A 22,221-nucleotide genomic window follows, 5' to 3' on the forward strand; every position below is an offset into this window, starting at 1 on the left:
GGGCTCGCCATGTGGCGTAGCGGACGACGTGGGCCAGGGCTCGTACCGCTTCCTCGGGTGCCGCGTACGACGGGATCGAGCCGCGCGCGGGCGTCGCCGGGGCGTCCGCCGCGACCTGGAGCGACGGATGCATGCCCAGATGCCCGCAGAACGTCGTCAGCACCGGCTTGGCGATGTCCTTCGAGACGCGCAGCAACTCGGCCGCCACCTCGTCGGCGTTCCCAGGGATGGGCGGCATGTAGATCACGACCGCGGCGTCCACGTCGGGGGAGGCGAGTTCGCCGGCGAGGGCCGTACCGAACTCGGGGGCTTCTGCGGCGGGACCGAGGTTGACCGGCGGGCGAGGCTCGAGACCGGCGGAGATGCAGGCGTCGGCGGCCAGCAGGCCGAGGGCGTCGGAGTTGGTCACGAGGGCCACCCTCGGCCCCGAGGGCAGCGGCTGGTACGCCAGCAGCTGCCCCACGTCGAACAGCTGGATGAGGTCGTCGACCCTGATCAGGCCGGCCTGCTCGAACAGCGAGCTGATCGCCGAGTCCGGCAGCCTCAGCTCCTCCGCCGAGTGCCCGGTGGGAGTGCCGCCGCTCTTGACCACCACGATCGGCTTGCGCCGGGCGATGCGCCTGGCCAGCCGGGTGAACTTGCGCGGATTGCCCAGAGACTCCAGGTAGAGCAGGATCACTTCGGTCGAGTCGTCCTCGTCCCAGTACTGGAGCAGGTCGTTGCCCGAGACGTCGGCTCGGTTGCCCGCGGAGACGAACGACGAGATGCCCATCCCGCGCTGCGCCACCCGCTGCAGCAGGGCGGTGCCGAGCGCGCCCGACTGGCTGAAGAACCCGACCCGGCCCCGCCCCGGAACGGTGGCGGCCAGGGTGGCGTTGAGCCGGACGGCGGGGTCGGTGTTGGCGATGCCCAGGCAGTTGGGGCCGACCACGCGCAGGCCGTAGGAGCGGGCGAGGCGTGCCAGTTCGTCCTGCCTGGCCCGCCCCCGCGCCCCCGACTCGCCGAACCCCGACGAGACCACGACCAGCCCGTGCACGCCCTTCTCCGCGCATTCCTTGACGACGTCGACCACGCTCTCGGCGGGCACCGCCACCACGGCCAGGTCCACCTCGTCGTCGATGGCGCCCACGCTCGGGTAGGCCCGCACGCCCGCCACCGCCCGAGCCTCCCGGTGCACGGGGTAGACGGGCCCGGTGAAGTCGGCGGCGAGCAGGTTGCGCAGGACGGTCTGACCGACCCCGCCGGGCGCACGGGAGACGCCGATGACCGCGACCGAGCCCGGGGTGAGGAGCCGGGCGATGGACCTGGACTCGGCCCGGTGCTCGCGCGCCACCGTCACCTCGGCGGAGGTCTCGGTCGGCGTGAGGTCGAGCGTCATGCGTACGACGCCGTCGGCGAACTGGCTCTGGGCCGTGTAGCCGGCCTGGCGCAGCACGCCCATCATGCGCATGTTGGCGGGCAGGACGTCGGCGACGAAGTGTTCGATGCCGCGTTCGCGGGCGGTGGCGGCCAGGTGCTCCAGCAGCACGGAGGCCACTCCCCTGCCCTGGTGCGCGTCCTCCACGAGGAAGGCGACCTCGGCCTCACCGGGACCGGTGCGGTCGTAGCGGATGACGGCCACCATCTCGGTGCCGATGGTGGCGATCAGTGCGACCCGGTTGACGTAGTCGACGTTGGTGAAGCGCTCCACCTCTTTGTCGGACAGCCGGGGCCGGGGGCCGAAGAACCGGAAATAGATCGACTCGTCGGACAACCGGGAGTAGAAGGAGCGAAGGCGGTCGGCGTCGGCGGGCCTGATCGGGCGGACGTGCGCCGTCCCGCCGTCGGCCAGGACGACATCGGCCTCCCAGTGGGCCGGATAGTGTGCCTCCACAGTCACGAGCGTAAACCTGCATCCCACATGGCAAGACCGGGGGCTCCAGTTGGGCAACGCTTGTGCATCGACTGCGACCTGGTGTCCTGGGTCCGCCCCACGGGCAGCCCGGAAGCTGTTAGTTTTGCCGTGGCCAGGCTCGTTCTGAAGGCAGCAAGGTGGTGGCATCATGACGCGGGTCGTCGTGGTGGGCGATCTCATGACCGACGCGGTCGCGCGCGCCCGTTATGCGCTCGCCAGGGCGAGCGACACCCCGGCGATCGTGACCATGCATGGCGGCGGCTCGGGGGCCAACATCGCCTCGTGGCTGGCCGTCGAGGGTGCCGAGGTGGCCTACATCGGCCGCAGGGGCGCCGACATCACCGGGCGAAACCGCGACATGGAGCTGATGGGCTACGGCGTCGACGCCCGGCTCGTCATGGACCCGGAGCGGCCCACCGGCACCTGCGTGGTGCTCGTCACCCACAAGGGCGAGCGGACCATGCTGTCCGACCCGGGTGCCAACGCCGCCCTGTCCCCCGAGGACCTGCCGCGCGACCTGTTCGGGTCGGGCACGCACCTGCACCTGTCGGGCTACACGCTGATCAACGAGGGTTCGCGCGACGCCGGGCTCGCGGCGCTCGACCTGGCCCGCCGCGCCGGGATGTCGATCTCGGTCGACTGCGCCTCGTCGGCTCCGCTGGAGCGCACCGGGGCGGAGCCGTTCCTGGAGTGGACCAACGGGGTCAAGCTGCTGTTCGCCAACACCGACCAGGCCAAGGTGCTGACCGGCCGCGACGACCCGGAGGCCGCCGCCAAGGTGCTGACGGCGTGGTTCCCGCAGGTCGTGATCAAGATGAACGCCGAGGGCGCGTTGTGGTTCAGCAACGGCCGCCCCGACCCCGTACATGTGGCGGCCGACCCGGTCGACAAGATCGTGGACGGGACGGGGGCGGGCGACGCGTTCTCCGCCGGGTTCCTGCCGCCGTGGCTGGAGGGCAAGCCGCCGGCGGAGGCGCTGGCCTCGGGCTGCCGGCTGGCGGCCAAGGCGATCATGCACCTGGGCGCCCGCCCGCCGTTCTGATCTCCGCATCCCCCAGGCCAACGACCGGCCTGCTCCCTTTTCGACGATCCTTCCCGGGCGCGTACGCTCAGAAAAACGATCCCTCGCGGGCGCGTACGCTCAGGAGGTGGTGGCGAGGGCCAGCGGGAGGACCGCCGGAGCGCCCGCGTGGCGCACCAGCGCCGCCCCCAGCGTCATCGTCCACCCCGTGTCGACCCGGTCGTCCACCAGCAGGACGGGCCCGCCGCACTGAGCGATCGAGGCGCTCAGCTCCTTGGGCATGGCCAGTGTGTTCCTGATCGCCTGCACCCGCTTGGCGCTGTTGAACTGCTGTCCTGGCGTCCCCGCCCGGTAGCCCAGCTCCCCCAGGTAGGTCAGCCGCCCCACCTGCGCCAGCCGCTCCGCGAACGCGCGCACCAGCAGGGGCCGCGTCGCGGAAGGAACGTTGACCACGGCGACCGGGCGCTCGCGCCAGTCCCAGGCGGACAGGACCTGGACCACGGCCTTGAACATGTCGTCGGCCATCGGCCCGTCCGCGCCGTTGAGCAGGTCCCGCAGCCGGTTGCCCCACCCGATGTCGGTCAGCCGGCCCAGCGCCCTGCCCGGCTCCGCGCCCAGATCGGCCTTGATCCGCCCGGACAGGTCGGGCAGGCCCGTCGGCCACTGCTTGCGGGCCTCGATCTCGACTCCTGGCCGGCTCAACCGTTCGCGGGCGCTCTCGACGGCCCGCGCGCTGATCTCGGGTGAGCGGTGCCGGCCGGTGCAGTTGTCGCAGCGGCCGCACGGCGTGGCGCTGTCGTCGTCGAGGTGCCCGCGCAGGTACTGCTCACGGCACTCGGTCGTCGTCAGGTAGTCGAGCATGGCCTGCTGCTCGGCCCGGCGCTCGGCGGCGATGCGGGTGTAACGCTCGGTGTCGTACGCCCACGACTCGCCGGTCGCCTCCCAGCCGCCCTTGACGCGGCGTACGGCGCCGTCCACGTCGAGGACCTTCAGCATCATCTCCAGGCGGCTGCGGCTGAGGTCGACGGCCGTCTCCAGCGCGGGAGTGGACATGACGCCGCGCTCTTCGAGGGTGCGGAGCGTGGTGCGTACGACGGGCTCCGGCGGGAACGCCAGCGAGGCGAAATAGGCCCAGATATCGCGATCCTCGGTGCCCGGAAGCAGGATCACCTCGGCCCGCTCCACCCCGCGCCCGGCCCGGCCGACCTGCTGGTAGTAGGCCACGGGCGACTGCGGCGCCCCGACGTGCACGACGAAGCCGAGATCGGGCTTGTCGAACCCCATCCCGAGCGCGCTCGTCGCCACCAGCGCCTTGATCTTGTTGTTGAGCAGCGCGTCCTCGGCCGCCAGCCGCTCCGCCGGATCGGTCTGCCCGGAGTAGGCGGCCACCTCCAGCCCCTGCTCGCGCAGGTGGCCGGCGATCTCGTGGGCGGCGGCCACGGTGAGGGTGTAGACGATGCCGGAGCCGGGCAGCTCGTGCAACGTCTGGGCCAGCCAGGCCAGCCGCTGCTCGGCGGTGGGCAGCCGGACGACGCTGAGGTGGAGGCTCTCCCGCTCCAGCGGCCCCCGCAGGACGAGCGTGTCCGCGCCACCGGACTCGGCCGGCCCCGTACCGTCAGGGAGCAGCTCGGCGGGCAGGCGCAGCTGCTCGGCCACGTCACGGGTGACGCGCGCGTTGGCGGTGGCGGTGGTGGCCAGCACCGGGATGCCGGGCGGCAGCTGTGCGAACAGCGTCGCCAGCCTGCGGTAGTCGGGCCTGAAGTCGTGGCCCCAGTCGGAGATGCAGTGCGCCTCGTCCACCACCACGAGCCCGGCGCTCTCGGCCAGCTCGGGCAGGACGTTGTCGCGGAAGTCGGGGTTGTTCAGCCGCTCGGGGCTGACCAGCAGCACGTCCACCATGCCTTCGGCGACCTGGGCGTAGATATCGTCCCACGCCTCGGGATTGGCGGAGTTGATGGTGACGGCCGTGATCCCGGCGCGCTCGGCGGCGGCGATCTGGTTGCGCATGAGGGCCAGCAGCGGCGAGACGATGACCGTGGGCCCCTCCCCCAGCTCACGCAGCAGGGCGGTGGCCACGAAGTAGACGGCGGACTTGCCCCAGCCGGTGCGCTGCACGACGAGCACCCTGCGCCGGTCCACGACGAGTGCCTCTATCGCGGCCCACTGGTCGTCACGGAGCCTGGCGTGGTCGCCCGCCAGCGCCCGCAGGCGCTCCTCGGCCTCTTCCCTCAGCATCGCGGCATCCGGCGCTTCAATCATGTCTCTTTGTTACCAGCTTCCCCCGACACTGTGCGCGGCTCCGCGGCATAGGTCCTGCGAATACCCGGCCGTACGGGGCCCGCAGACGGAACGGAGTTCGGCGTCGAGTCGCGGGCACCCGAATACCTTCGGCACAATGTTCGACATGGCCCGACGCACGACTGCACCCCCGCCCGAGGATTTCGAGGAGCGGATCGTCGACATCGACGTCTCCTCAGAGATGCGCACGAGCTACCTCGAGTACGCCTACTCGGTGATCTACCAGCGCGCCCTGCCTGACGCTCGTGACGGCCTCAAGCCGGTGCAGCGGCGCATCCTCTACTCGATGAGCGAGATGGGCCTGCGCCCCGAGCGCGGCCACGTCAAGTCCTCGCGCGTCGTCGGCGACGTCATGGGCAAGCTGCACCCCCACGGTGACAGCGCGATCTACGACGCCCTCGTACGCCTCGCGCAGCCGTTCTCCATGCGTCTGCCGCTCGTGGACGGCCACGGCAACTTCGGCTCCCCCGACGACTCGCCCGCCGCCATGCGATACACCGAGGCCAGGCTGGCCCCGGCGGCGATGCTCATGGTCGAGTCGCTCGACGAGGACACCGTGGGCTTCAAGCCCAACTACGACGGCCAGGAGACCGAGCCCACGGTCATGCCGGCGGCGTTCCCCAACCTGCTGGTCAACGGCACGACCGGGATCGCGGTCGGCATGGCCACCAACATGGCCCCGCACAACCTCACCGAGGTCGTCGCCGCCGCCCGCCACCTGATCAAGAAGCCGGACGCGACGCTGGACGAGCTGATGAGGTTCGTGCCGGGTCCTGACCTGCCGACCGGCGGCTCGATCATCGGCCTGCAGGGCGTGCGCGACGCGTACGAGACCGGGCGTGGCACGTTCCGCATGCGGGCCAAATGCGCGGTCGAGCAGATCACGCCCCGCCGCAAGGGCATCATCGTCACCGAACTGCCCTACAGCGTCGGCCCCGAGCGCGTGGTCACCAAGATCAAGGAGCTGGTGACCAGCAAGAAGCTGCAGGGCATCGCCGATCTCAAGGACCTCACCGACCGGCACAAGGGCCTGCGGCTGGTCATCGAGATCAAGAACGGCTTCATCCCCGAGGCCGTCCTCGAGGAGCTCTACCGGCTGACGCCGATGGAGGAGACGTTCGGCATCAACAACGTCGCCCTCGTCGACGGCGAGCCCCGCACGCTCGGGCTGCGCGAGCTGCTCCAGGTCTATGTCGGCCACCGGATCGAGGTCGTGCGCCGCAGGTCCGAGTTCCGGCGCCGCAAGCGCGAGGAGCGCCTCCACCTGGTCGACGGCCTGGTCATCGCGCTGCTCAACATCGACGAGGTCATCCAGGTCATCCGCTCCTCCGACGACTCCGCAGCGGCGCGGACGCGCCTGATGGAGGTCTTCGACCTGACCGAGATCCAGTCCGCGTACATCCTGGACACCCCGCTTCGGCGGCTGACCAGGTACGACAAGCTGGAGCTCGACCGGGAGAAGGAGACGCTGACCGACGAGATCGCCAAGCTGACGGAGATCCTCTCCTCCGACACCAAGCTGCGTCAGGTGGTCTCGGGCGAGCTGGCCGACGTGGCGAAGAAGTACGGCACGCCGCGCCGCACCGTCCTGCTGGAGGCGCCGGGCGTCGCCCGTACCCCCATGGCGTCGCTCCAGGTGGCCGACGACCCGTGCCTGGCGCTGCTGTCCTCGACCGGCCTGCTGGCCCGCACCTCCGACGCCGAGCCGCTGCCGGGCGAGGGCGAGCGGTCGGCGCACGACGTGCTGATCTCGGTCGTACGCACCTCCGTACGCGGCGAGGTCGGGGTGGTGACGTCCCTCGGCCGGCTGTTCCGCGTCCAGGTCGTGGACCTGCCGACGCTGCCGCCCGCCGCCAACCCGCCGTCCCTGTCGGGTGGCCATCCGGTGTCCGAATACGTGTCGCTGGAGCCCGACGAGAAGGTGGTCGGCCTGGGCTCACTCGACCCGGACGGGCCCGGCCTTGCGCTGGGCACCGCGCAGGGCGTGGTCAAACGGGTCGTACCCGACTATCCGCCCAACCGCGACGACTTCGAAGTGATCACCCTGAAGGACGGCGACAGCGTGGTGGGCGCCGTGGAGCTGGTGTCGGAGTCGCACGACCTGGTGTTCATCTCCTCCGACGCCCAGCTCCTGCGCTTCTCCGCCGCGCTGGTGCGGCCGCAGGGACGGCCGGCGGGCGGCATGGCCGGGATCCGGCTGGAGGACGGGGCCAGGGTGATCTGGTTCGGCGTGGTCGATCCTGAACAGCCCGCGCATGTGGTGACGATCGCCGGCTCCTCCACGGCGCTGCCGGGCACGCAGGTGGGCGGCGGCAAGCTGTCCGACTACGCGGAGTTCCCAGCCAAGGGGCGGGCGACGGGCGGCGTGCGGGCTCAGCGGTTCCTGAAGGGCGAGGACGAGTTGCTCCTGGCCTGGGCCGGGCCCGCGCCTGCCAAGGCGGTGTCCGCGGTGGGCAAGCCGGTGTCGCTGCCTGAGGAGATCGGGCGCCGCGACGGGTCGGGCGTACGCCTCACCCACACCATCGGCGCCGTCGGCGGGGCCCTCGCCTCCACTCCTGAAGCCGTGGGCTCAGGCGCCGACCCCGCAACTTCCCTGGAGGACTGACCACCACTCACACGCCCGGCCGGAAGCCGGCCGGGCGTTGAGCGGTCTGGCCTGGACCGGCCGGGTCTTGGACGAACTGGCGTGGTGCTGGACCGGCCGGGCGTTGGACGGACTGGCCTGGCCTGAACCGGCCGGGGGTTGGACGGCCTGGCCTGGACCGGCTGGGGCCTGGGACTGCCGGGCGTTCGACCACCCTGGACGACCTCAAGGCGCTCATCGACCGCTTCGTCGACGCCTACAACCACCACCGCCCGCGGATCGGCTGGGCCTGGGACCGGCGAGGCCTGGACGTGTGTGATCCCCGGCGGAACCCGCACATGTGGTGGGCCGGCCCCGCGCTCGTCGGGACCAGCCCTCACTTGTCAGTTATGCCCGCGGCACCATTCATGCCCGTCGGGCCGTTATGCCGACGTTCTGCCGATTTATACCCCTCGCGCCCAGGACGGTCCCCTCGATCCTGGGCGCGAGAGCTCGCCCGGCGGCGCCGGATCAGGCGCGGCAAAGACAGAACGGGTGACCGGCCGGATCCAGGAACACCCGGAAACTGTCATCCTCGCTGGGCTGGTGTCGATGCTTGGTGGCCCCGATCTCGAGCGTCCGCTTCTCCGCCTCCTCCAGGTCCTCGACCTGGAGATCCAGGTGGAACTGCTGCGGCCGCTCGGGCTCCGGCCAGGTCGGTGGCCGGAAGTCGGTCGCGAGCTGGAACGCCAGCCGCCTGGGCGGCCCGCCATCGGTCACCACCACCCAGTCGTCCTCGACCGACGTGACGGGCCATCCGAGCAACCGCGAGTAGAACTCCGCCAGCCCCTTCGGGTCCGGGCAGTCCAGCACGACGCTCCGGAACTCCGCGATGCCACCCATCATTCACCTCTGACTCTCGTTTCGCCTGCCTGCTCGCGGACAAGAATGAATGCCATGGCTGCCAACTCGTTCATGGTCCCGCTCGGCACTCCCGCGCCCGCCTTCGACCTCACCGCGATCAACGGCGGCAGCGTCTCGCTCGGCGACCTCAAGGGCTCACCCGCCACCCTCGTGGTCTTCCTGTCCAACCACTGCCCGTACGTACGGCACATCGAGCGCGGCCTCGGGACCCTGGCCGCCGATTACGGCGCCAGGCTGTCGATCGTGGCCATCTGCAGCAACGACAGCGTGAACTACCCCGATGATGATCCCACACACCTCGCGGAACAGGCCGCCAGGGCCGGGTTCACGTTTCCGTACCTGCTGGACGAAACCCAGGACGTCGCCAAGGCGTACCGGGCGGCCTGCACACCGGACTTCTTCCTGTACGACGCGCAGCTCCGGCTCGCCTACCGCGGAGAGTTCGACGGCGCCAGGCCGGGCAACTCCGTGCCGGTCACCGGCTCGTCCCTGCGCGCGGCCATCGACGCCATACTGGAGGGCGACCCGGCACCCGAGGAACAGCACCCATCACTCGGCTGCGGCATCAAATGGAAGCCAGGCAACGAACCCACCTGACCCACCCCACAGGCCGGACATGCGGGGGCGCATCACTTCCCTCCGCCCTTCGCAGAACCCCCTGCGAAGCCCTCACCGCGCCCGGGACGGGTGACGGTGATCAGGCGGAGGTGGTGGCGGCGGACGGCAGGGCGAGCAGCAACTCGTGCGGCTCACCGCCCTGCCAGTGCCGGATCAGCCGGGTACCGCCCTCCCCCGGGTCGAAGCCCTCGCATCCCAGCGGCCCGAAGCACCCCGCGTCATCCAGCCGGAGAATGAGCGGATCATCCTCGGGGAGGCTGGCCGCGTAGGCGGCGGTGTCGAGGAGGGCCAGGGCGCACTTGGCGTTGCGGCCGTCGTCATTGGACTCCACCCGGTCGAGGCGGCGCCGGGCTTGGGCGCGGAGATACGCGGCGAGCGATTCGGACCTGGTCACGACTAACCTTCTTCGATCACGTACGTACGGTTACGACATCATCACGCAAGGTGAGTCATCTCCGTGGGACGTTTACCAAGTCCTGCCATTCGCCACCCCGAAGGCGACCAGCTTCAGGCTGTACAGGATCATTTGTGGCATGAGTGCGTTCGACGACCTATATGCCGCCAACGTGAAATTCGCCAAGAGATTCGGACACTCGGGTCTCACTGGCCGGGCAGTTCGCGGACTGGCCGTCGTGACCTGCATGGATTCCCGCATCGACCCGCTGGGGATGCTCGGTCTGAAGGCGGGCGACGCCAAGATCCTCCGCAACGCGGGCGCCCGGGTGACGGACGACGTACTGCGTACGCTGGTGCTGGCCGTCTACCTGCTGGGCGTCGAGCGGATCCTCGTGGTGCCCCACACCGACTGCGGCATGGCCAAGGCGACGGACTCCGACGTACACGCGCTCACGCTGGAACGCGGGGTGGACACCCGCAGCCTGGAGTTCCACACGGTGCCCGACCAGAACGAGGCGCTCCGTCACGACCTCATCCGCATCCGCTCCACACCATTCCTCCCGGAGGGAATCCCGATATCCGGCGCCATCTACGACGTCCACACCGGCCGCCTGACCCCCTCCCCGCACTGAGCCCACCTCACCACCCAGACGGCCATGCCCGGCCCGTTGCGGAGGCGCGCCGGGGAGGCTGGTGAGCGTCACCCTGGAGGGCCGGTCACCAACGACGGCGGGTGGAGCCTGTTCGGCTCCGCCGTAAAAGAACAAAGCAGTCACTGAACGGTGGCAGCACGAGCCGGCCGAACCCGCAGCCACCAGACGAGCGCATGGCTGGAGCGTCACCCTGGAGGGCCGGCTCCGCCGTACAGAACAAGACAGCCACGAGCGTGGCAGAACGGCTGACCGGTGTCGGGCGGGTTCGGTCTGATGTGCCCCGTCAGGCGTCGATGTGGTCGCGGTCGACTTCGGCGGCGCTGCTGACGATGAACTCGCGCCGAGGTGCCACCTCGCTGCCCATCAGCAGGTTGAAGATGCCCTCGGCCCCCTCGGCGTCCTCGATCCTGACCCGGCGCAGGATTCGGTGGCGCGGGTCCATCGTGGTCTCGGCCAACTGGTCGGCGTCCATCTCACCGAGGCCCTTGTAACGCTGCACCGGGTCCTTCCACCGCTTGCCGCGCCGCTCCAGGTCGCGCAGCACCTTCTGCAGCTCGGCGTCGGAGTAGCAGTAGATGTACTTCTCCTTGCCGCGCCCGGGGTTGGTCAACTCGATGCGGTGCAGCGGCGGCACGGCGGCGAACACGCGCCCCGCCTCCACCATCGGCCGCATGTAGCGGTGGAAGAGGGTCAGCAGCAGGCAGCGGATGTGGGCGCCGTCCACGTCGGCGTCGGCCATGAGGATGACCTTGCCGTAGCGGGCGGCCTCGATGTCGAACGAGCGCCCGGAGCCGGCCCCGACCACCTGGATGATGGCGGCGCACTCGGCGTTTTTGAGCATGTCGCTCACGGACGCCTTCTGCACGTTGAGGATCTTGCCGCGAATCGGCAGCAGCGCCTGGAACTCCGAGTCGCGGGCCAGCTTGGCCGTACCCAGCGCCGAGTCTCCCTCGACGATGAACAGCTCGCTGCGGTCGACGGCGTCGTTGCGGCAGTCGACCAGCTTGGCGGGCAGCGCGGAGTTTTCCAGCACGCTCTTGCGGCGCTGGTTGTCGCGGTGCTCGCGGGCCGCGATGCGGGCCTTGGCGGCTGCGACGATCTTCTCCAGAACGGCCCGCAGCGGCTGCTTGAACCCGCGCGGCGGGTTGGCGAACAGCTCCTTGAGCTCGCGGGAGACCACGTGGGAGACGATGCGGGTGGCCGCCGAGGTGCCGAGCACCTCCTTGGTCTGCCCCTCGAACTGCGGCTCCGGCACCCGCACCGTGACCACGCCGGTGAGCCCCTCGGAGATGTCGTCCTTGGTGACGGGGTCGTCGCCGTTCTTCAGCAGGCGGGTCTCGCGCAGCAGCTCGTTGATCGTGCGGACGAGACCGCGCTCGAAGCCGGTGAGGTGGGTGCCGCCCTTGGGGGTGGAGATCACGTTGACGAACGAGCGCACGGTCGACTCGTAACCCTTGCCCCAGCGGACCGCCACGTCCACGGTGAGCTCGCGCTGCACCTCGGTGGGCGTCATGTGGCCCTGGTCGTCGAGGACCGGCACGGTCTCGTGGAAGTGGCCCATGCCCTGCAGGCGCAGCACGTCACAGACGGGCTCGTCGCGGGCCAGGAACTCGGTGAACTCGGAGATGCCGCCGTCGAAGCGGAACTCCTCCTCGACGCGCTCCTCGTGCCTGCTGTCGGTGACGGCCAGGGTCAGCCCGGGGATCAGGAACGCGGTCTGGCGCAGCCGCACGTGGATCTCGTCGAGCGAGACCTCGGCGTCGGGCAGGAAGATCTGCTTGTCGGCCCAGAAGCGCACGCGGGTGCCGGTGACGTTTTTGGGGAGCTTGCCGCCCTCGCGCAGCCCGGACTTCTTCTTGAACTTGGCCGTCGGCCCCTCGCCGTCGAAGATGCCGGTGACGCCGCGGCGAAAGCTGATCTCCTGTCCGCGCGTCTCGACGTCGAGGCGCGCGGACAGGGCGTTGACCACGGAGGCGCCGACCCCGTGCAGACCGCCGGAGGCGCTGTAGGAGCCGCCGCCGAACTTGCCGCCCGCGTGCAGCTTGGTGTAAACGAGCTCGACGCCGGCCAGGCCGCTCTTGGGCTCGACGTCGACGGGGATGCCGCGGCCGTTGTCGCGGACCTCGACGGAGCCGTCGGGATGGAGCTCGACCTCGATCCGGTCGCAGTGACCGGCCAGCGCCTCGTCGACGCCGTTGTCCACGATCTCCCAGAGGCAGTGCATGAGCCCGCGGCTGTCGGTGGACCCGATATACATACCCGGGCGCTTGCGAACGGCCTCGAGGCCCTCAAGCACCGAGAGGTGACGAGCCGTGTAACCCGCCTCCACTAGCGTCACTCCAGCTCCCCTGGTTAGGCATCGAACAGGTGTGCGTAGCCTACCGTCCTTCCCGTAGGCGCGCGTACAAGCTTGCCATGGCCGCACGTTTGCCGTTACCAACCGGCTGATCATCATTACTTTGGGGCACATTCCGCTCTGGGCGTAGAGAGGGGGCGGTTGGGAACGTCCACGTCCGGTTAGATGTTGTCCAAGTGACTGACGCCAGATCCTCGCTTCGGCGGGGGTGACCCGAAAGGCGATACGTGACTGGAGCTCTCGCCCCCGTTAAGCCGCTGACGGCCCTCGACCGCTGCGACCGCTGCGGTGCCCAGGCCTACATTCGCGCGACCCTGCCTGTGGGTGGGGAGCTGCTGTTCTGCGCCCATCATGGGCGTCAGCACGTCGCAGCACTGCGTGAAAAGGGCGCCGACATCCTGGACGAGTCGGCTCGACTCAGCGAAACCAATTCGATTACCCCCAACGACGAGCGTTGACCTAGCGCTGGTCGTGCTGAGATAACCACATATTGTGGACGGCGGTTCTGGTAGACCCAGGACCGCCGTTTCCCATTTCCAAAGAACGCTCGCATGGACATCCCAAGGATCTCCAGACGGACACCGTCCCTCGTGACGAATGGACTCGCGACAGGCCTCCGGATCAGTTCCCCTGCCGGACAGTCGGATTCACGCCCGAGGCCGTCCATGACCCATGCGCCCGCAGGCCAGGCCCGCGGTTCGCCGCGCCAAGGGGAACTTCGCGTGATCCCCATGGACCCCGGGCGTCCGGCAATGGAATCCGGGGCCGGTGGGACAACTTTCAACCGCGACGACCATGGGTCCCAGGTCAGCCGCCAGCCGGTCAAGGATGCGCGGCGTAACGGCGCCCGGCCATGTGGCGGTCAGCGGCCGTCTTCCTGGAGGCCATGGCCACGTGCGGCGGGTGGCGCAGGCCCACTCGGCCCGCCGTAAAAAAATTCACCGGATCCGATAGTGGTACCCGCCCACCACGTCGAACCCCTCCGCGCGATACAGCGCCTGTGCGGCCGTGTTACCGGCCGTGGTGACCAGATAGCCGGTGCCGCCGCCACAGCGGCGCAGCAGGGCTCTCAGGACGTCTCTGGCCAGTCCCTGACGGCGCGCCTCCGGCCGTGTGGCCATGCAGTAGATCCCCACAGCCTCCCCCTGGGGCACCGCCCGCCCCACGGCGACCGCCACGCCGTCCCGCTCGACCGCCCCGTACCAGGCGGGCACTCCCGTGCAGATGCGTTCGGCGGCCTCGTAGCCGGTGCCGTAGCGTCCGTCCACCGCCCACCAAGTGTCCAGCCAGGCCTTCCAGGGACGTTCCTCGACCCGCACCTCGCCCGCGGGCGGCAGCGACGGCGCACCCGCCATGATCACTGTCGGGTCGGTCAGCTCGTATCCCCGGCGCGCCAGCTCCTCGTCGAGCCCGGGTACGACGCCCGCCCCCATCGAGAACACGCACCGTTCCCCGCGCTCGGCGTAGAACTTCTCGGCCACCTCGATCGCCGCGTCGAGATCGCCGGGCTCGTCCAGCGCCAGCACCGAGTTGGCCCGCTTGGTCACGCCGCCGGCGTAACGCAGCACCCAGCCGTCGTGGACGCGCTGCTCGTACGCGGGCCAGGCGGCATGGACAAGAAGGTCATAATTCACGAACGCAGCCTACTGTCCGTCCCCGCTGGCCTGGGCTTATAGGGTATGTGGTCGTGCTGATCCTGCTGCCGCCGTCCGAAGGCAAGGCGTCCAAGGGGAACGGTCCGCCCCTCGGCGAGTTGTCGTTCCCCGGGCTCGACAAGGCCCGCAAGCGAGTGACGAACGCGCTAATCCGGGCTTCCAAGCGGCGTGACGCGCCGGACGTGCTCGGGCTGACGCCGGGCCTGGCGGGTGAGGCGGCCAAGAACGTCGTGCTCAAGAGCGCCGCCACCCTGCCCGCCGCCGAGCTCTACACCGGCGTGCTCTACGACAAGCTCGGCCTCGGCAGCCTCGACGGAGACGCGCGGCGACGGGCGGAGGAGTCGGTGCTGATCTTCTCCGGGCTCTGGGGCGTGCTGCGGATCATCGACAGCATCCCGCCCTACCGGCTGTCGATGGGCGTCTCGCTGCCTCCGCTGGGCGGGCTGGCGGCGTTCTGGCGGCCGCTGGTGTCGAAGGAGCTGGATCGGCGGCCCGGTCTGGTGGTGGATCTGCGTTCGGCCACGTACGCCGGCGCGTGGCGGCCGGGCGGGCGTTCGGTGGCGGTACGCGTGTTCAGCGGCGGCAAGGTCGTCAGCCACATGGCCAAGGCCACCAGGGGCGAGATCGCCCGCACGCTGCTCCTCCATGACGCCGATCCCGCCACGCCCGGCGAGCTGGCCAAAATCCTCGCCGGCCTCGGTCACGCGGTCGACCTGACACCACCCGCACGCCCGGCACTCCCCTGGACCCTGGACGTGCACCTCACACCGCACGCCTGAACCCAGAAAAACCGGGACGCGTATCTCACACCGCACGCCTGAACCCCAAAGACACCAGAACGTACGACTCACACCACACACCCGAGCCCTCAGATAAACCGGGACGTACACCTCACACCCAATCCCAGAAACCGAGATGTGCACCTGGACCCGGACACGCCGAAGCCCCGCACAAACGATGTGCGGGGCTTCGGCGTGTCGGTCTGGTCAGTCCAGGTAATCCCTGAGGACCTGGGAACGCGACGGGTGGCGCAGCTTGGACATGGTCTTCGACTCGATCTGGCGGATGCGCTCACGGGTCACCCCGTAAACCTTGCCGATCTCGTCGAGCGTCTTCGGCTGACCGTCGGTGAGGCCGAACCGCATCGACACGACGCCCGCCTCCCGCTCCGACAACGTGTCGAGAACGGAGTGCAGCTGCTCCTGGAGCAGCGTGAAGCTGACGGCGTCGGCCGGGACGATGGCCTCGGAGTCCTCGATGAGGTCACCGAACTCACTGTCGCCCTCCTCACCCAGCGGGGTGTGGAGGGAGATGGGCTCGCGGCCGTACTTCTGGACCTCGACGACCTTCTCGGGCGTCATGTCCAGCTCTCGGGCCAGCTCCTCCGGGGTGGGCTCACGGCCCAGGTCCTGCAGCATCTGCCGCTGGACACGGGCCAGCTTGTTGATCACTTCGACCATGTGGACCGGGATGCGGATGGTCCGCGCCTGGTCGGCCATGGCACGGGTGATCGCCTGCCGGATCCACCACGTGGCGTACGTGGAGAACTTGTAGCCCTTGGTGTAGTCGAACTTCTCGACGGCCCTGATCAGACCCAGGTTGCCTTCCTGGATCAGGTCGAGGAACAGCATGCCGCGGCCGGTGTAGCGCTTGGCCAGCGAGACCACGAGCCGGAGGTTGGCCTCCAGCAGGTGGTTCTTGGCGCGGCGCCCGTCCTCGGCGATCCACTCCAGCTCGGCGCGGACGTCGACCGGCAGGCCCTCGACCTCGCCGCCGCCCAGCTGCTCCTCGGCGAACAGTCCCGCCTCGATGCGCTTGGCCAGCTCGACCTCCTGCTCGGCGTTGAGCAGGGGGACCTTGCCGATCTGCTTGAGATAGTCCTTGACCGGGTCGGCGGTGGCGCCGGCGGCGGCGACCTGCGCGACCGGGGCGTCATCGTCGTCGTCGGTGAGGATGAGGACCTCGTCCTCGGTCTTCTGCACGGCGACGATCTCGCTGGGCTTGGGCTCCTCTTCGGAGTCGTCGTCCGAATCGGACTCGGACTCGGGCTCGGCGACGATCTCCTCGTCCTCGACTTCGATGTCCTCGAGATCCTCTAGCTCCACGTCGCCGTCGAGCTCGATGTCCTCGTCGTCCGAGTCGGCCTTGGCACCCTCGGGCGCCTTCTGCTTGCTCTCGGCAGGCCCACCGTTCTTCGGCTCGGCCTTCTTGGCGGCGGCGGGGGCCGCGGCCTTCTTCGCCGCCGGAGCGGCCTTCTTGACAGGGGCCGCCTTCTTGGCGGCCGGCTCGGCTTCGGCGGTGCCCACGACCGCGGTCACGGTCTCGGGCTGCTGCTCTTTGGCGGCCGCCGCCGTCTTGGTCTTGACGGGCGCGGCGGTCTGGCGCTTTGCTGGACCTCGAGACTTCTTCTTCGGCGCAGCCGAATCCGCGGCGGTCACCACCACGGTCACGCCCTCTTTACTGAGGTTCCGCAAGAACGCGGCGGCGTGCGACATGGGGATGTCCGCCTCCTCGAAGGCCTGACGGACATCCTCAGACTCGAGGAAACCCTGCGAGCGCCCACGCTCGAGCAGTCGCTGAATGACGGGCTCGTTCAGCTCTTGTGGCTTCGAGCGAGTCGAACTTGCAGGCGACACGAACACCTCTCGAACGAACGCGTGGCGACAATGGACCCAGATGCCCGCTGGGGGGCTGTTGCCTCTCTCGGAGATCGGTGAGGCCGTGCGGACCGCGACGGACCTGCACAGCATTGTGGCATGACCCCGCACTCCATACGGCCACCTCCCGGCGGTTGACCTCCACCCTAGGCCGACCCAGACAGTAGTGCGTACGTAAGGGCGGCACTGATACCCGAAAGCAACCCTTATGACTGTTTCATTCAGTCACTCTTCGTGGCGGGCGGCACGTGAATGGCGAGCGCGGTAACGTCATCATCCTGTTCATATCCAGACAACATCCGGTCAACCAGGAAGTCCAGCAACATGTGCGGACTACTCACGACCTCAGGCGGCGCTTCGGTCACAACACTGCAAATCTCGGCGAGACCGGCATCCAGCCCGCGCTTCCTGTTCTCCACGAGTCCGTCGGAGTAGAGCACGGCGGTATGGCCGGGCGGCACCACGAACCGGAACTGCCTGCGGCTGGTCGGCCAGCCTAGCGGAGTGCCCGGCTCGGCGTCGCACAGGATCGCCGTGCCCTGCGGAGAAACCAGAACGGGTGGCGGGTGCCCGGCCAGGGCCAGCGTGCCCTCACCGGTGACCGGCTCGACGACCATGTAGGCCAGGGTGGTGACCTGCTCCTCTTCCTCCGTGGCCTCGAAGACGCGGTCGAGCCCGGTGAGCACGGCCGCGGGCGGCGGGTTGGTCAGCGCCAGCGCCCGCATGGCGTTGCGGATGCGGCCCATGCCCGCCGCGGCCTTGACGCCCTTGCCCATGACGTCGCCGACGACGGCCGCGACACGCCCGTCCTGCAGCACGAACGCGTCGTACCAGTCGCCGCCGACCTGGACGTGGCGGCTGCCCGAGCGGAAGCGCTGGGCCAGCACCAGGCCCTTGACCACGGGCAGGCGGTCGGGCAGCAGGCTGCGCTGCAACGTCTCGGCCGTGCGGTGCTCGCGCTCGAACAGGGTGGCCCGCTCGACCGCCAGCGCGCACTGGCCGGCCAGCGCCTCCAGGAAGACGCCGTCCTCCTGGGAGATCTTCTGCGGCCGGGTGAAGGAGAATCGCAGCGCGCCGAGCGCCCGGCCGGCCGCGAGCAGCGGCAACCCGACCCAGGCCCGCTCGTCGCTGCTGGCGAGGTAGTTGGCCAGGACCTCCTCGTCGCCGCCCGCCTCGAGCAGCTGCGCCTTCAGGCTGTCGGTCGACTCGGCGAACACCGGCCTGCGGCTGTTGACGGCCATGGTCATCACGCTGGAGTGGGACAGCGGGATCTCCTCGCCCGCCGCGCCGGAGGCCTCCGGGATGCCCTCGCCGTTGATCAGCTTGAGCGCCGCCCGGTCGGTGTCGAGCAGCGCGACCGCCGAACGGTCCGCGGCCAGGGCGGTGCGGCCCACGTCGATGATGACCTGCACCACCTGCTCGACCGTCAGGGCCTCGGCGAGCATGGCGGTGGCGCCCTGCAGCCTGGCGGTGCGCAGGGCGGCGGCGCCGAGCTGGTCGGTCAGCCTGCCGCGCATCTCCTCGGCCTCGCGCTGCGGGGTCACGTCGGTGTTGGCGCCCACCCACTCGACGACCCGGCCGTGCCTGATGATCGGCACGGCCCGCACCTCGAAGTGGCGGTAGCCGCTGGCGCGGGTGCGTACGCGGTAGTTCCACTCGAACATGGTGCGCCCGCGCAGCGCCTCCTTCCAGGCCTCCTCGGTCTGCTGGCGCTCCTCCGGGTGCACCACCTCCAGCCACCCGTTGGCGAGGTATTCCTCCAGCCCCTGGCCGGTGATGGCGCGCCACTGCGGCGCGTCCTCGACCACGGCGCCGGTGGGCGAGGTGATCCAGACGAGCTGCGACTGCGCCTCGACCAGCGAGCGGTAGCGCTCCTCGCTGCGCCGCAGCGCCTCCTCGGTCTGGCGGCTCTCGGTCACGTCGAGTCCGATCAGCGCGATCGCGCGCAGTTCGCCCGCCTCGTCGTGGACCGGCGAGAACGACAGCGACCAGTGCCTGGTGTCGCCCTCCGCGGACCGCACGCGTACGCGGCCCTCGGTGACGGGCGCGTCGGTCTCGATCACGGCCTGCACGGCGTGCGTGATGATCTGGCTGAGGTCGGCGGCCAGCGCCTCGACCGGCGGCCTGCCGATCATGCGCTCGGCGGGCACGTTGACGACATCGCTGAACACGTCGTTGACCCGCTGAACGCGGCCATCGCCGTCGAAGAACGCGAAGGCGAACTCGGCCTCCGACAGCATGCCCTTGAAGAGGGCGGAGTCTGAGATGTCCACATCCGACTCCCGGGGACGGGGAACGGAGGTCTCGGCGCTCATGGTCGGCACCTCCGTCGCGTGCCAGGGTCTCCCACGCGGCACATCTCCATAACTGTGTATCGGCGTAGCGCAGCTCCGGGCGACCGGATTCTGCAGTACATCATCGGCGATGGGCAGGTGCGGACGGAAGCCCCCACCGCCCGGTCGCTTCTAAGGTCAACGCATCCTGTCAAAGTCGCTCCACGTCGCGCAGCAAGATCAGGTTATAGCGCAGCTATTGGGCCTCGGGCGCGCGCTTGGCCTCCTGCTTGGCGGCGCGTACGCGGACCAGGCTCTCGGCGTCGACCACGTCGGCGACCGATCGGTGTGACCCCTCCTCACCGTAGAGTCCCGCTGCCTCACGCCAGCCTGATGGCTGGACCCCCAGCTGCTTGCCCAGCAATGCCAAAAAAATCTGGGCCTTCTGCTTCCCGTATCCCGGAAGGGCCATGAGTCGTTTCAACAACGCTTTGCCGTCACCGGCGTCCGCCCAGATCTTCTCAGGCCGGCCGTCGTAGTGCTCGACGAGGTAGGCGGCGAGTTGCTGGATCCTGGCCGCCATGGACTTGGGGTAGCGGTGCACGGCCGGCTTCTCGGCCAGCAGCGCGGCGAACGCCTCGGGCTCGAAGGAGGCGATCTCCGCGGCGGTGAGGTCGTGCCCGAGCCGCTGGGAGATGGTGTATGGCCCCGTGAACGCCCATTCCATGGGGATCTGCTGGTCGAGCAGCATGCCGACGAGCAGGGCGAGCGGGCTGCGGCCGAGGAGCTCGTCTGCCTCGTCCCGCTGGGCGAGCTGGATGCGCATGGAGACAGCTTCGCACGAATGAGCACCTCGTGAAGTGAACACAGGCGTCGTGGAGGCTTGACACCTGCCCGAGAAAAGGTGAAATGAGAGCGCAAGTCGCCCAGCAGACATTCCTGGGGGTTTGCCCCTAGGTCTCCAGAGGAATCTCACTTCTATGCTCGCTCTGGCTACACGGTTCCTGCGGGAGCCGGTCAGTCTCAGGCTGGCCGAAGAGTTCCTGACCGTACCCGTGGACACGATCGACCGCTGTGTCGCGGACGTGTGCGCGTGCGCGCAGCACCTCGGCGTCTCGGCGACCCCGGAGGTCGTCGAACGCATCGCCCGCGAGCACCTGCTCGCGATCGTGAACTCGGCGCCCCCGCCCCGGGGCGACCGATAGCGCCACTCGGATGAGCGCCTCCGGCACGACCTGCCCGATAACATCGGGGTCACCAGGCCGAGTTCTCCGCACCGTTTGCGCCTGGAATACGAGAGAGTGAGGGCGTGCGCCGACACCGACGAGATCCCCGGGAGAGCACCCCGCCAGACGACGTGTTCAAGGAGATGGTGCAGGCGGCTCGAGAGCTGCTCGCCGTACGCACTCCTCTCGACGCGGAGCTGATGGTCTCCGACATGATCGGTGCCTGGTGGGGCAGGCGGGTCAGGGGCGGCGACGTGGAGCAGGTGCTCGGTGAGGGGCTGGTCGACTACGCCGCCAAGGCCGGCACGCCCGCCTCGCTGACCTTGCTGATCTGCCTGGCCTATCTCGGCACCGCCCGTCAGGGCGCCAAGGCGGAGGGCGCCGCGCTGGCGATGATGGAGTCAGGCGTGGCCAGGCCGGGCTGGGCCGACCACGTGGGCGCGGTGAAGCCGGCCGGCTGCTACGTCTCCCGCGACGCGTACGGCGACCAGGACACGGTGATCTGCACGTTCGCCTACCGGTGGAAGGACGGCGCGCTGCCGATGGACCGGCACGCGCTCGTCATGGTCGTCGACTACAACATGAGCGGCATGGCCCGCGACGCCTGGGTGTCCTCGCAGGTCGACAAGCTGCTGGAGCAGGCCAGGGCCGAGGCCGCGGGCAACCCGATGCTGCTGTTCGAGGAGATCCAGCCCGAGCAGGCCAGGGCGCTGCTGGAGTCGGCGATGAAGGCCACCGGTGAGCCGAAGACGCCGCCCCCGGTGAGCGACAGCTACAGCGCCTACCACGCCTTCGCCCGCGCCAGGCTGAAGGCGCTGCCGCCCGGGCGCAAGCGGCCCGCGCCGCTGCACATCGAGGCGCCCTACAGCAGGGAGCGGCGGGCCATGCTGGCGGCGGAGTTCCTCGCCTCGGACGCGGCCGAGCACCTGTCGGACCCCTCGGCGGCCTCGCGGTGCGCCGACCACATCATCGACTACGGCTGCGAGCAGGACTTCAACCGGCCGATGCGGGTCAGCCCGACCAAGTGCGAGACGTTCCTGCTCGACTGGCTGCCGCGCAAGGTGATGCTGAGCGGGGCCGAGCAGGAGGCGATGCCGCACGTGCTGGCGGCGTGGGTGCGCTTCGCCGCGCACCGCACCGGGCTGCCGGAGCAGGGGCTCAAGGCCACGCTCGACGCGGTGTGGGAGGCGATCGGCAAGTTCCCCGAGGCGTACCGGGATCCGACGTCGTTCGGGCTTGACGGGCCGCTGCTGGCGCGGCTGCTGCCGGACGGCGACCTGTCGGCGCTGGCGCGGCGGGTCTTCGCGTTCCCGTTCCTGCAGGGCACGCACGCCGGCATCGAGCTCGACCACCTCAACCCGGCCGACGAGGGCGACCGGCGTACGTTACTCCAGATCGACCACGGCGGCACGATCGACCAGGAGCACCTGGCCTGGCACGAGGAGATCGCCACCCGGTTGTGGGACGGCGACCCGCCACAGCTCTGGGAGGCCGCGCAGCGGCTGCTCGACCTCGGGCACGACCGCCACGACGTGCTGCACGTGCTGATCGAGATCGCCGAGCGGATCGGCGGCGACCCCGACGAGCTGGCGGCGGCCCTCGACGACATCGCGGACATCCCGGACGAGATCTGAAGTCCCTGTTCCATGGCGATGTACGTGACTCGGACACTCCTCGTCGCGCCGAG

17 protein-coding genes are annotated in these 22,221 nt (G+C 69.7%); 8 read left to right on the top strand and 9 right to left on the bottom strand.

Features of this window, described 5'->3' with window-relative positions:
- Positions 1-1,873, bottom strand: a 1,873-nt coding sequence (locus ITP53_RS16805; RefSeq protein WP_328814773.1) for a bifunctional acetate--CoA ligase family protein/GNAT family N-acetyltransferase, incomplete at its 3' end; no start/stop codon positions are given.
- A 169-nt stretch (positions 1,874-2,042) separates the two neighbouring features.
- Here ITP53_RS16805 and ITP53_RS16810 point away from each other — a divergent pair.
- Positions 2,043-2,936 carry a carbohydrate kinase family protein gene (locus ITP53_RS16810; RefSeq protein ID WP_195896332.1) on the top strand — a complete coding sequence of 298 codons (894 nt, stop codon included), beginning with the start codon at positions 2,043-2,045 and terminating at the stop codon, positions 2,934-2,936.
- A 99-nt stretch (positions 2,937-3,035) separates the two neighbouring features.
- Here ITP53_RS16810 and ITP53_RS16815 read toward each other — a convergent pair whose 3' ends face one another.
- Entirely contained in the window at positions 3,036-5,174 is a 2,139-nt protein-coding gene (locus ITP53_RS16815; protein ID WP_236050880.1) for a RecQ family ATP-dependent DNA helicase, read from the bottom strand.
- A gap of 136 nt (positions 5,175-5,310) precedes the next feature.
- Here ITP53_RS16815 and ITP53_RS16820 point away from each other — a divergent pair, with 136 nt between their 5' ends.
- Complete coding sequence (locus ITP53_RS16820) at positions 5,311-7,818, top strand: DNA gyrase/topoisomerase IV subunit A (RefSeq protein ID WP_207756040.1); 2,508 nt, start codon at positions 5,311-5,313, stop codon at positions 7,816-7,818.
- Between the two features lie 489 nt (positions 7,819-8,307).
- Here the strand turns inward: ITP53_RS16820 and ITP53_RS16825 are convergent, their stop codons facing one another.
- Positions 8,308-8,679, bottom strand: coding sequence for a VOC family protein (locus ITP53_RS16825; RefSeq protein WP_195896376.1), 372 nt, complete (start codon positions 8,677-8,679; stop codon positions 8,308-8,310).
- 54 nt (positions 8,680-8,733) lie between these two features.
- Between ITP53_RS16825 and ITP53_RS16830 the strand changes: the two genes are divergently transcribed.
- Positions 8,734-9,297: a thioredoxin family protein gene (locus ITP53_RS16830; protein WP_195896334.1), complete on the top strand. Its 564-nt coding sequence runs from the start codon at positions 8,734-8,736 to the stop codon at positions 9,295-9,297.
- A 100-nt stretch (positions 9,298-9,397) separates the two neighbouring features.
- On the opposite strand, the gene ITP53_RS16835 is transcribed toward ITP53_RS16830, so the two are convergent.
- A complete protein-coding gene (locus ITP53_RS16835; RefSeq protein ID WP_195896335.1) occupies positions 9,398-9,712 on the bottom strand; it encodes a hypothetical protein in 315 nt (104 codons plus the stop codon).
- Between the two features lie 139 nt (positions 9,713-9,851).
- Here ITP53_RS16835 and ITP53_RS16840 point away from each other — a divergent pair, with 139 nt between their 5' ends.
- Positions 9,852-10,346: a beta-class carbonic anhydrase gene (locus tag ITP53_RS16840; protein ID WP_195896336.1), complete on the top strand. Its 495-nt coding sequence runs from the start codon at positions 9,852-9,854 to the stop codon at positions 10,344-10,346.
- A gap of 304 nt (positions 10,347-10,650) precedes the next feature.
- Here ITP53_RS16840 and ITP53_RS16845 read toward each other — a convergent pair whose 3' ends face one another.
- Positions 10,651-12,705 carry a DNA gyrase/topoisomerase IV subunit B gene (locus ITP53_RS16845; protein ID WP_195896337.1) on the bottom strand — a complete coding sequence of 685 codons (2,055 nt, stop codon included), beginning with the start codon at positions 12,703-12,705 and terminating at the stop codon, positions 10,651-10,653.
- Positions 12,706-12,950: 245 nt separating this feature from the next.
- Here ITP53_RS16845 and ITP53_RS16850 point away from each other — a divergent pair, with 245 nt between their 5' ends.
- Positions 12,951-13,181: a DUF7455 domain-containing protein gene (locus ITP53_RS16850; RefSeq protein ID WP_195896338.1), complete on the top strand. Its 231-nt coding sequence runs from the start codon at positions 12,951-12,953 to the stop codon at positions 13,179-13,181.
- A 480-nt stretch (positions 13,182-13,661) separates the two neighbouring features.
- On the opposite strand, the gene ITP53_RS60285 is transcribed toward ITP53_RS16850, so the two are convergent.
- Positions 13,662-14,357, bottom strand: a complete 696-nt coding sequence (locus ITP53_RS60285) for a GNAT family N-acetyltransferase (RefSeq protein ID WP_195896339.1) — start codon at positions 14,355-14,357, stop codon at positions 13,662-13,664.
- Positions 14,358-14,410: 53 nt separating this feature from the next.
- Here ITP53_RS60285 and ITP53_RS16860 point away from each other — a divergent pair, with 53 nt between their 5' ends.
- Positions 14,411-15,157, top strand: coding sequence for a YaaA family protein (locus ITP53_RS16860; protein WP_195896340.1), 747 nt, complete (start codon positions 14,411-14,413; stop codon positions 15,155-15,157).
- Positions 15,158-15,364: 207 nt separating this feature from the next.
- On the opposite strand, the gene ITP53_RS16865 is transcribed toward ITP53_RS16860, so the two are convergent.
- The 3 genes from ITP53_RS16865 to ITP53_RS16875 all read right to left on the bottom strand — a co-directional run bounded on the left by ITP53_RS16865 (position 15,365) and on the right by ITP53_RS16875 (position 20,134).
- Positions 15,365-17,014, bottom strand: coding sequence for an RNA polymerase sigma factor (locus ITP53_RS16865; RefSeq protein WP_195896341.1), 1,650 nt, complete (start codon positions 17,012-17,014; stop codon positions 15,365-15,367).
- 242 nt (positions 17,015-17,256) lie between these two features.
- Positions 17,257-19,350, bottom strand: a complete 2,094-nt coding sequence (locus ITP53_RS16870; protein ID WP_195896342.1) for a SpoIIE family protein phosphatase — start codon at positions 19,348-19,350, stop codon at positions 17,257-17,259.
- A gap of 214 nt (positions 19,351-19,564) precedes the next feature.
- A complete protein-coding gene (locus tag ITP53_RS16875; protein WP_195896343.1) occupies positions 19,565-20,134 on the bottom strand; it encodes an HhH-GPD-type base excision DNA repair protein in 570 nt (189 codons plus the stop codon).
- A 154-nt stretch (positions 20,135-20,288) separates the two neighbouring features.
- On the opposite strand from ITP53_RS16875, the gene ITP53_RS16880 reads away from it, so the two are divergent.
- Positions 20,289-20,513 carry a hypothetical protein gene (locus ITP53_RS16880; protein ID WP_195896344.1) on the top strand — a complete coding sequence of 75 codons (225 nt, stop codon included), beginning with the start codon at positions 20,289-20,291 and terminating at the stop codon, positions 20,511-20,513.
- 164 nt (positions 20,514-20,677) lie between these two features.
- On the top strand, positions 20,678-22,168 hold the full coding sequence (locus ITP53_RS16885) for a hypothetical protein (protein WP_207756048.1): 1,491 nt from the start codon (positions 20,678-20,680) through the stop codon (positions 22,166-22,168).
- Positions 22,169-22,221: the final 53 nt, after the last annotated feature.

This window comes from Nonomuraea cypriaca (genome assembly GCF_015645445.1).
GTDB lineage: Bacteria > Actinomycetota > Actinomycetes > Streptosporangiales > Streptosporangiaceae > Nonomuraea > Nonomuraea cypriaca.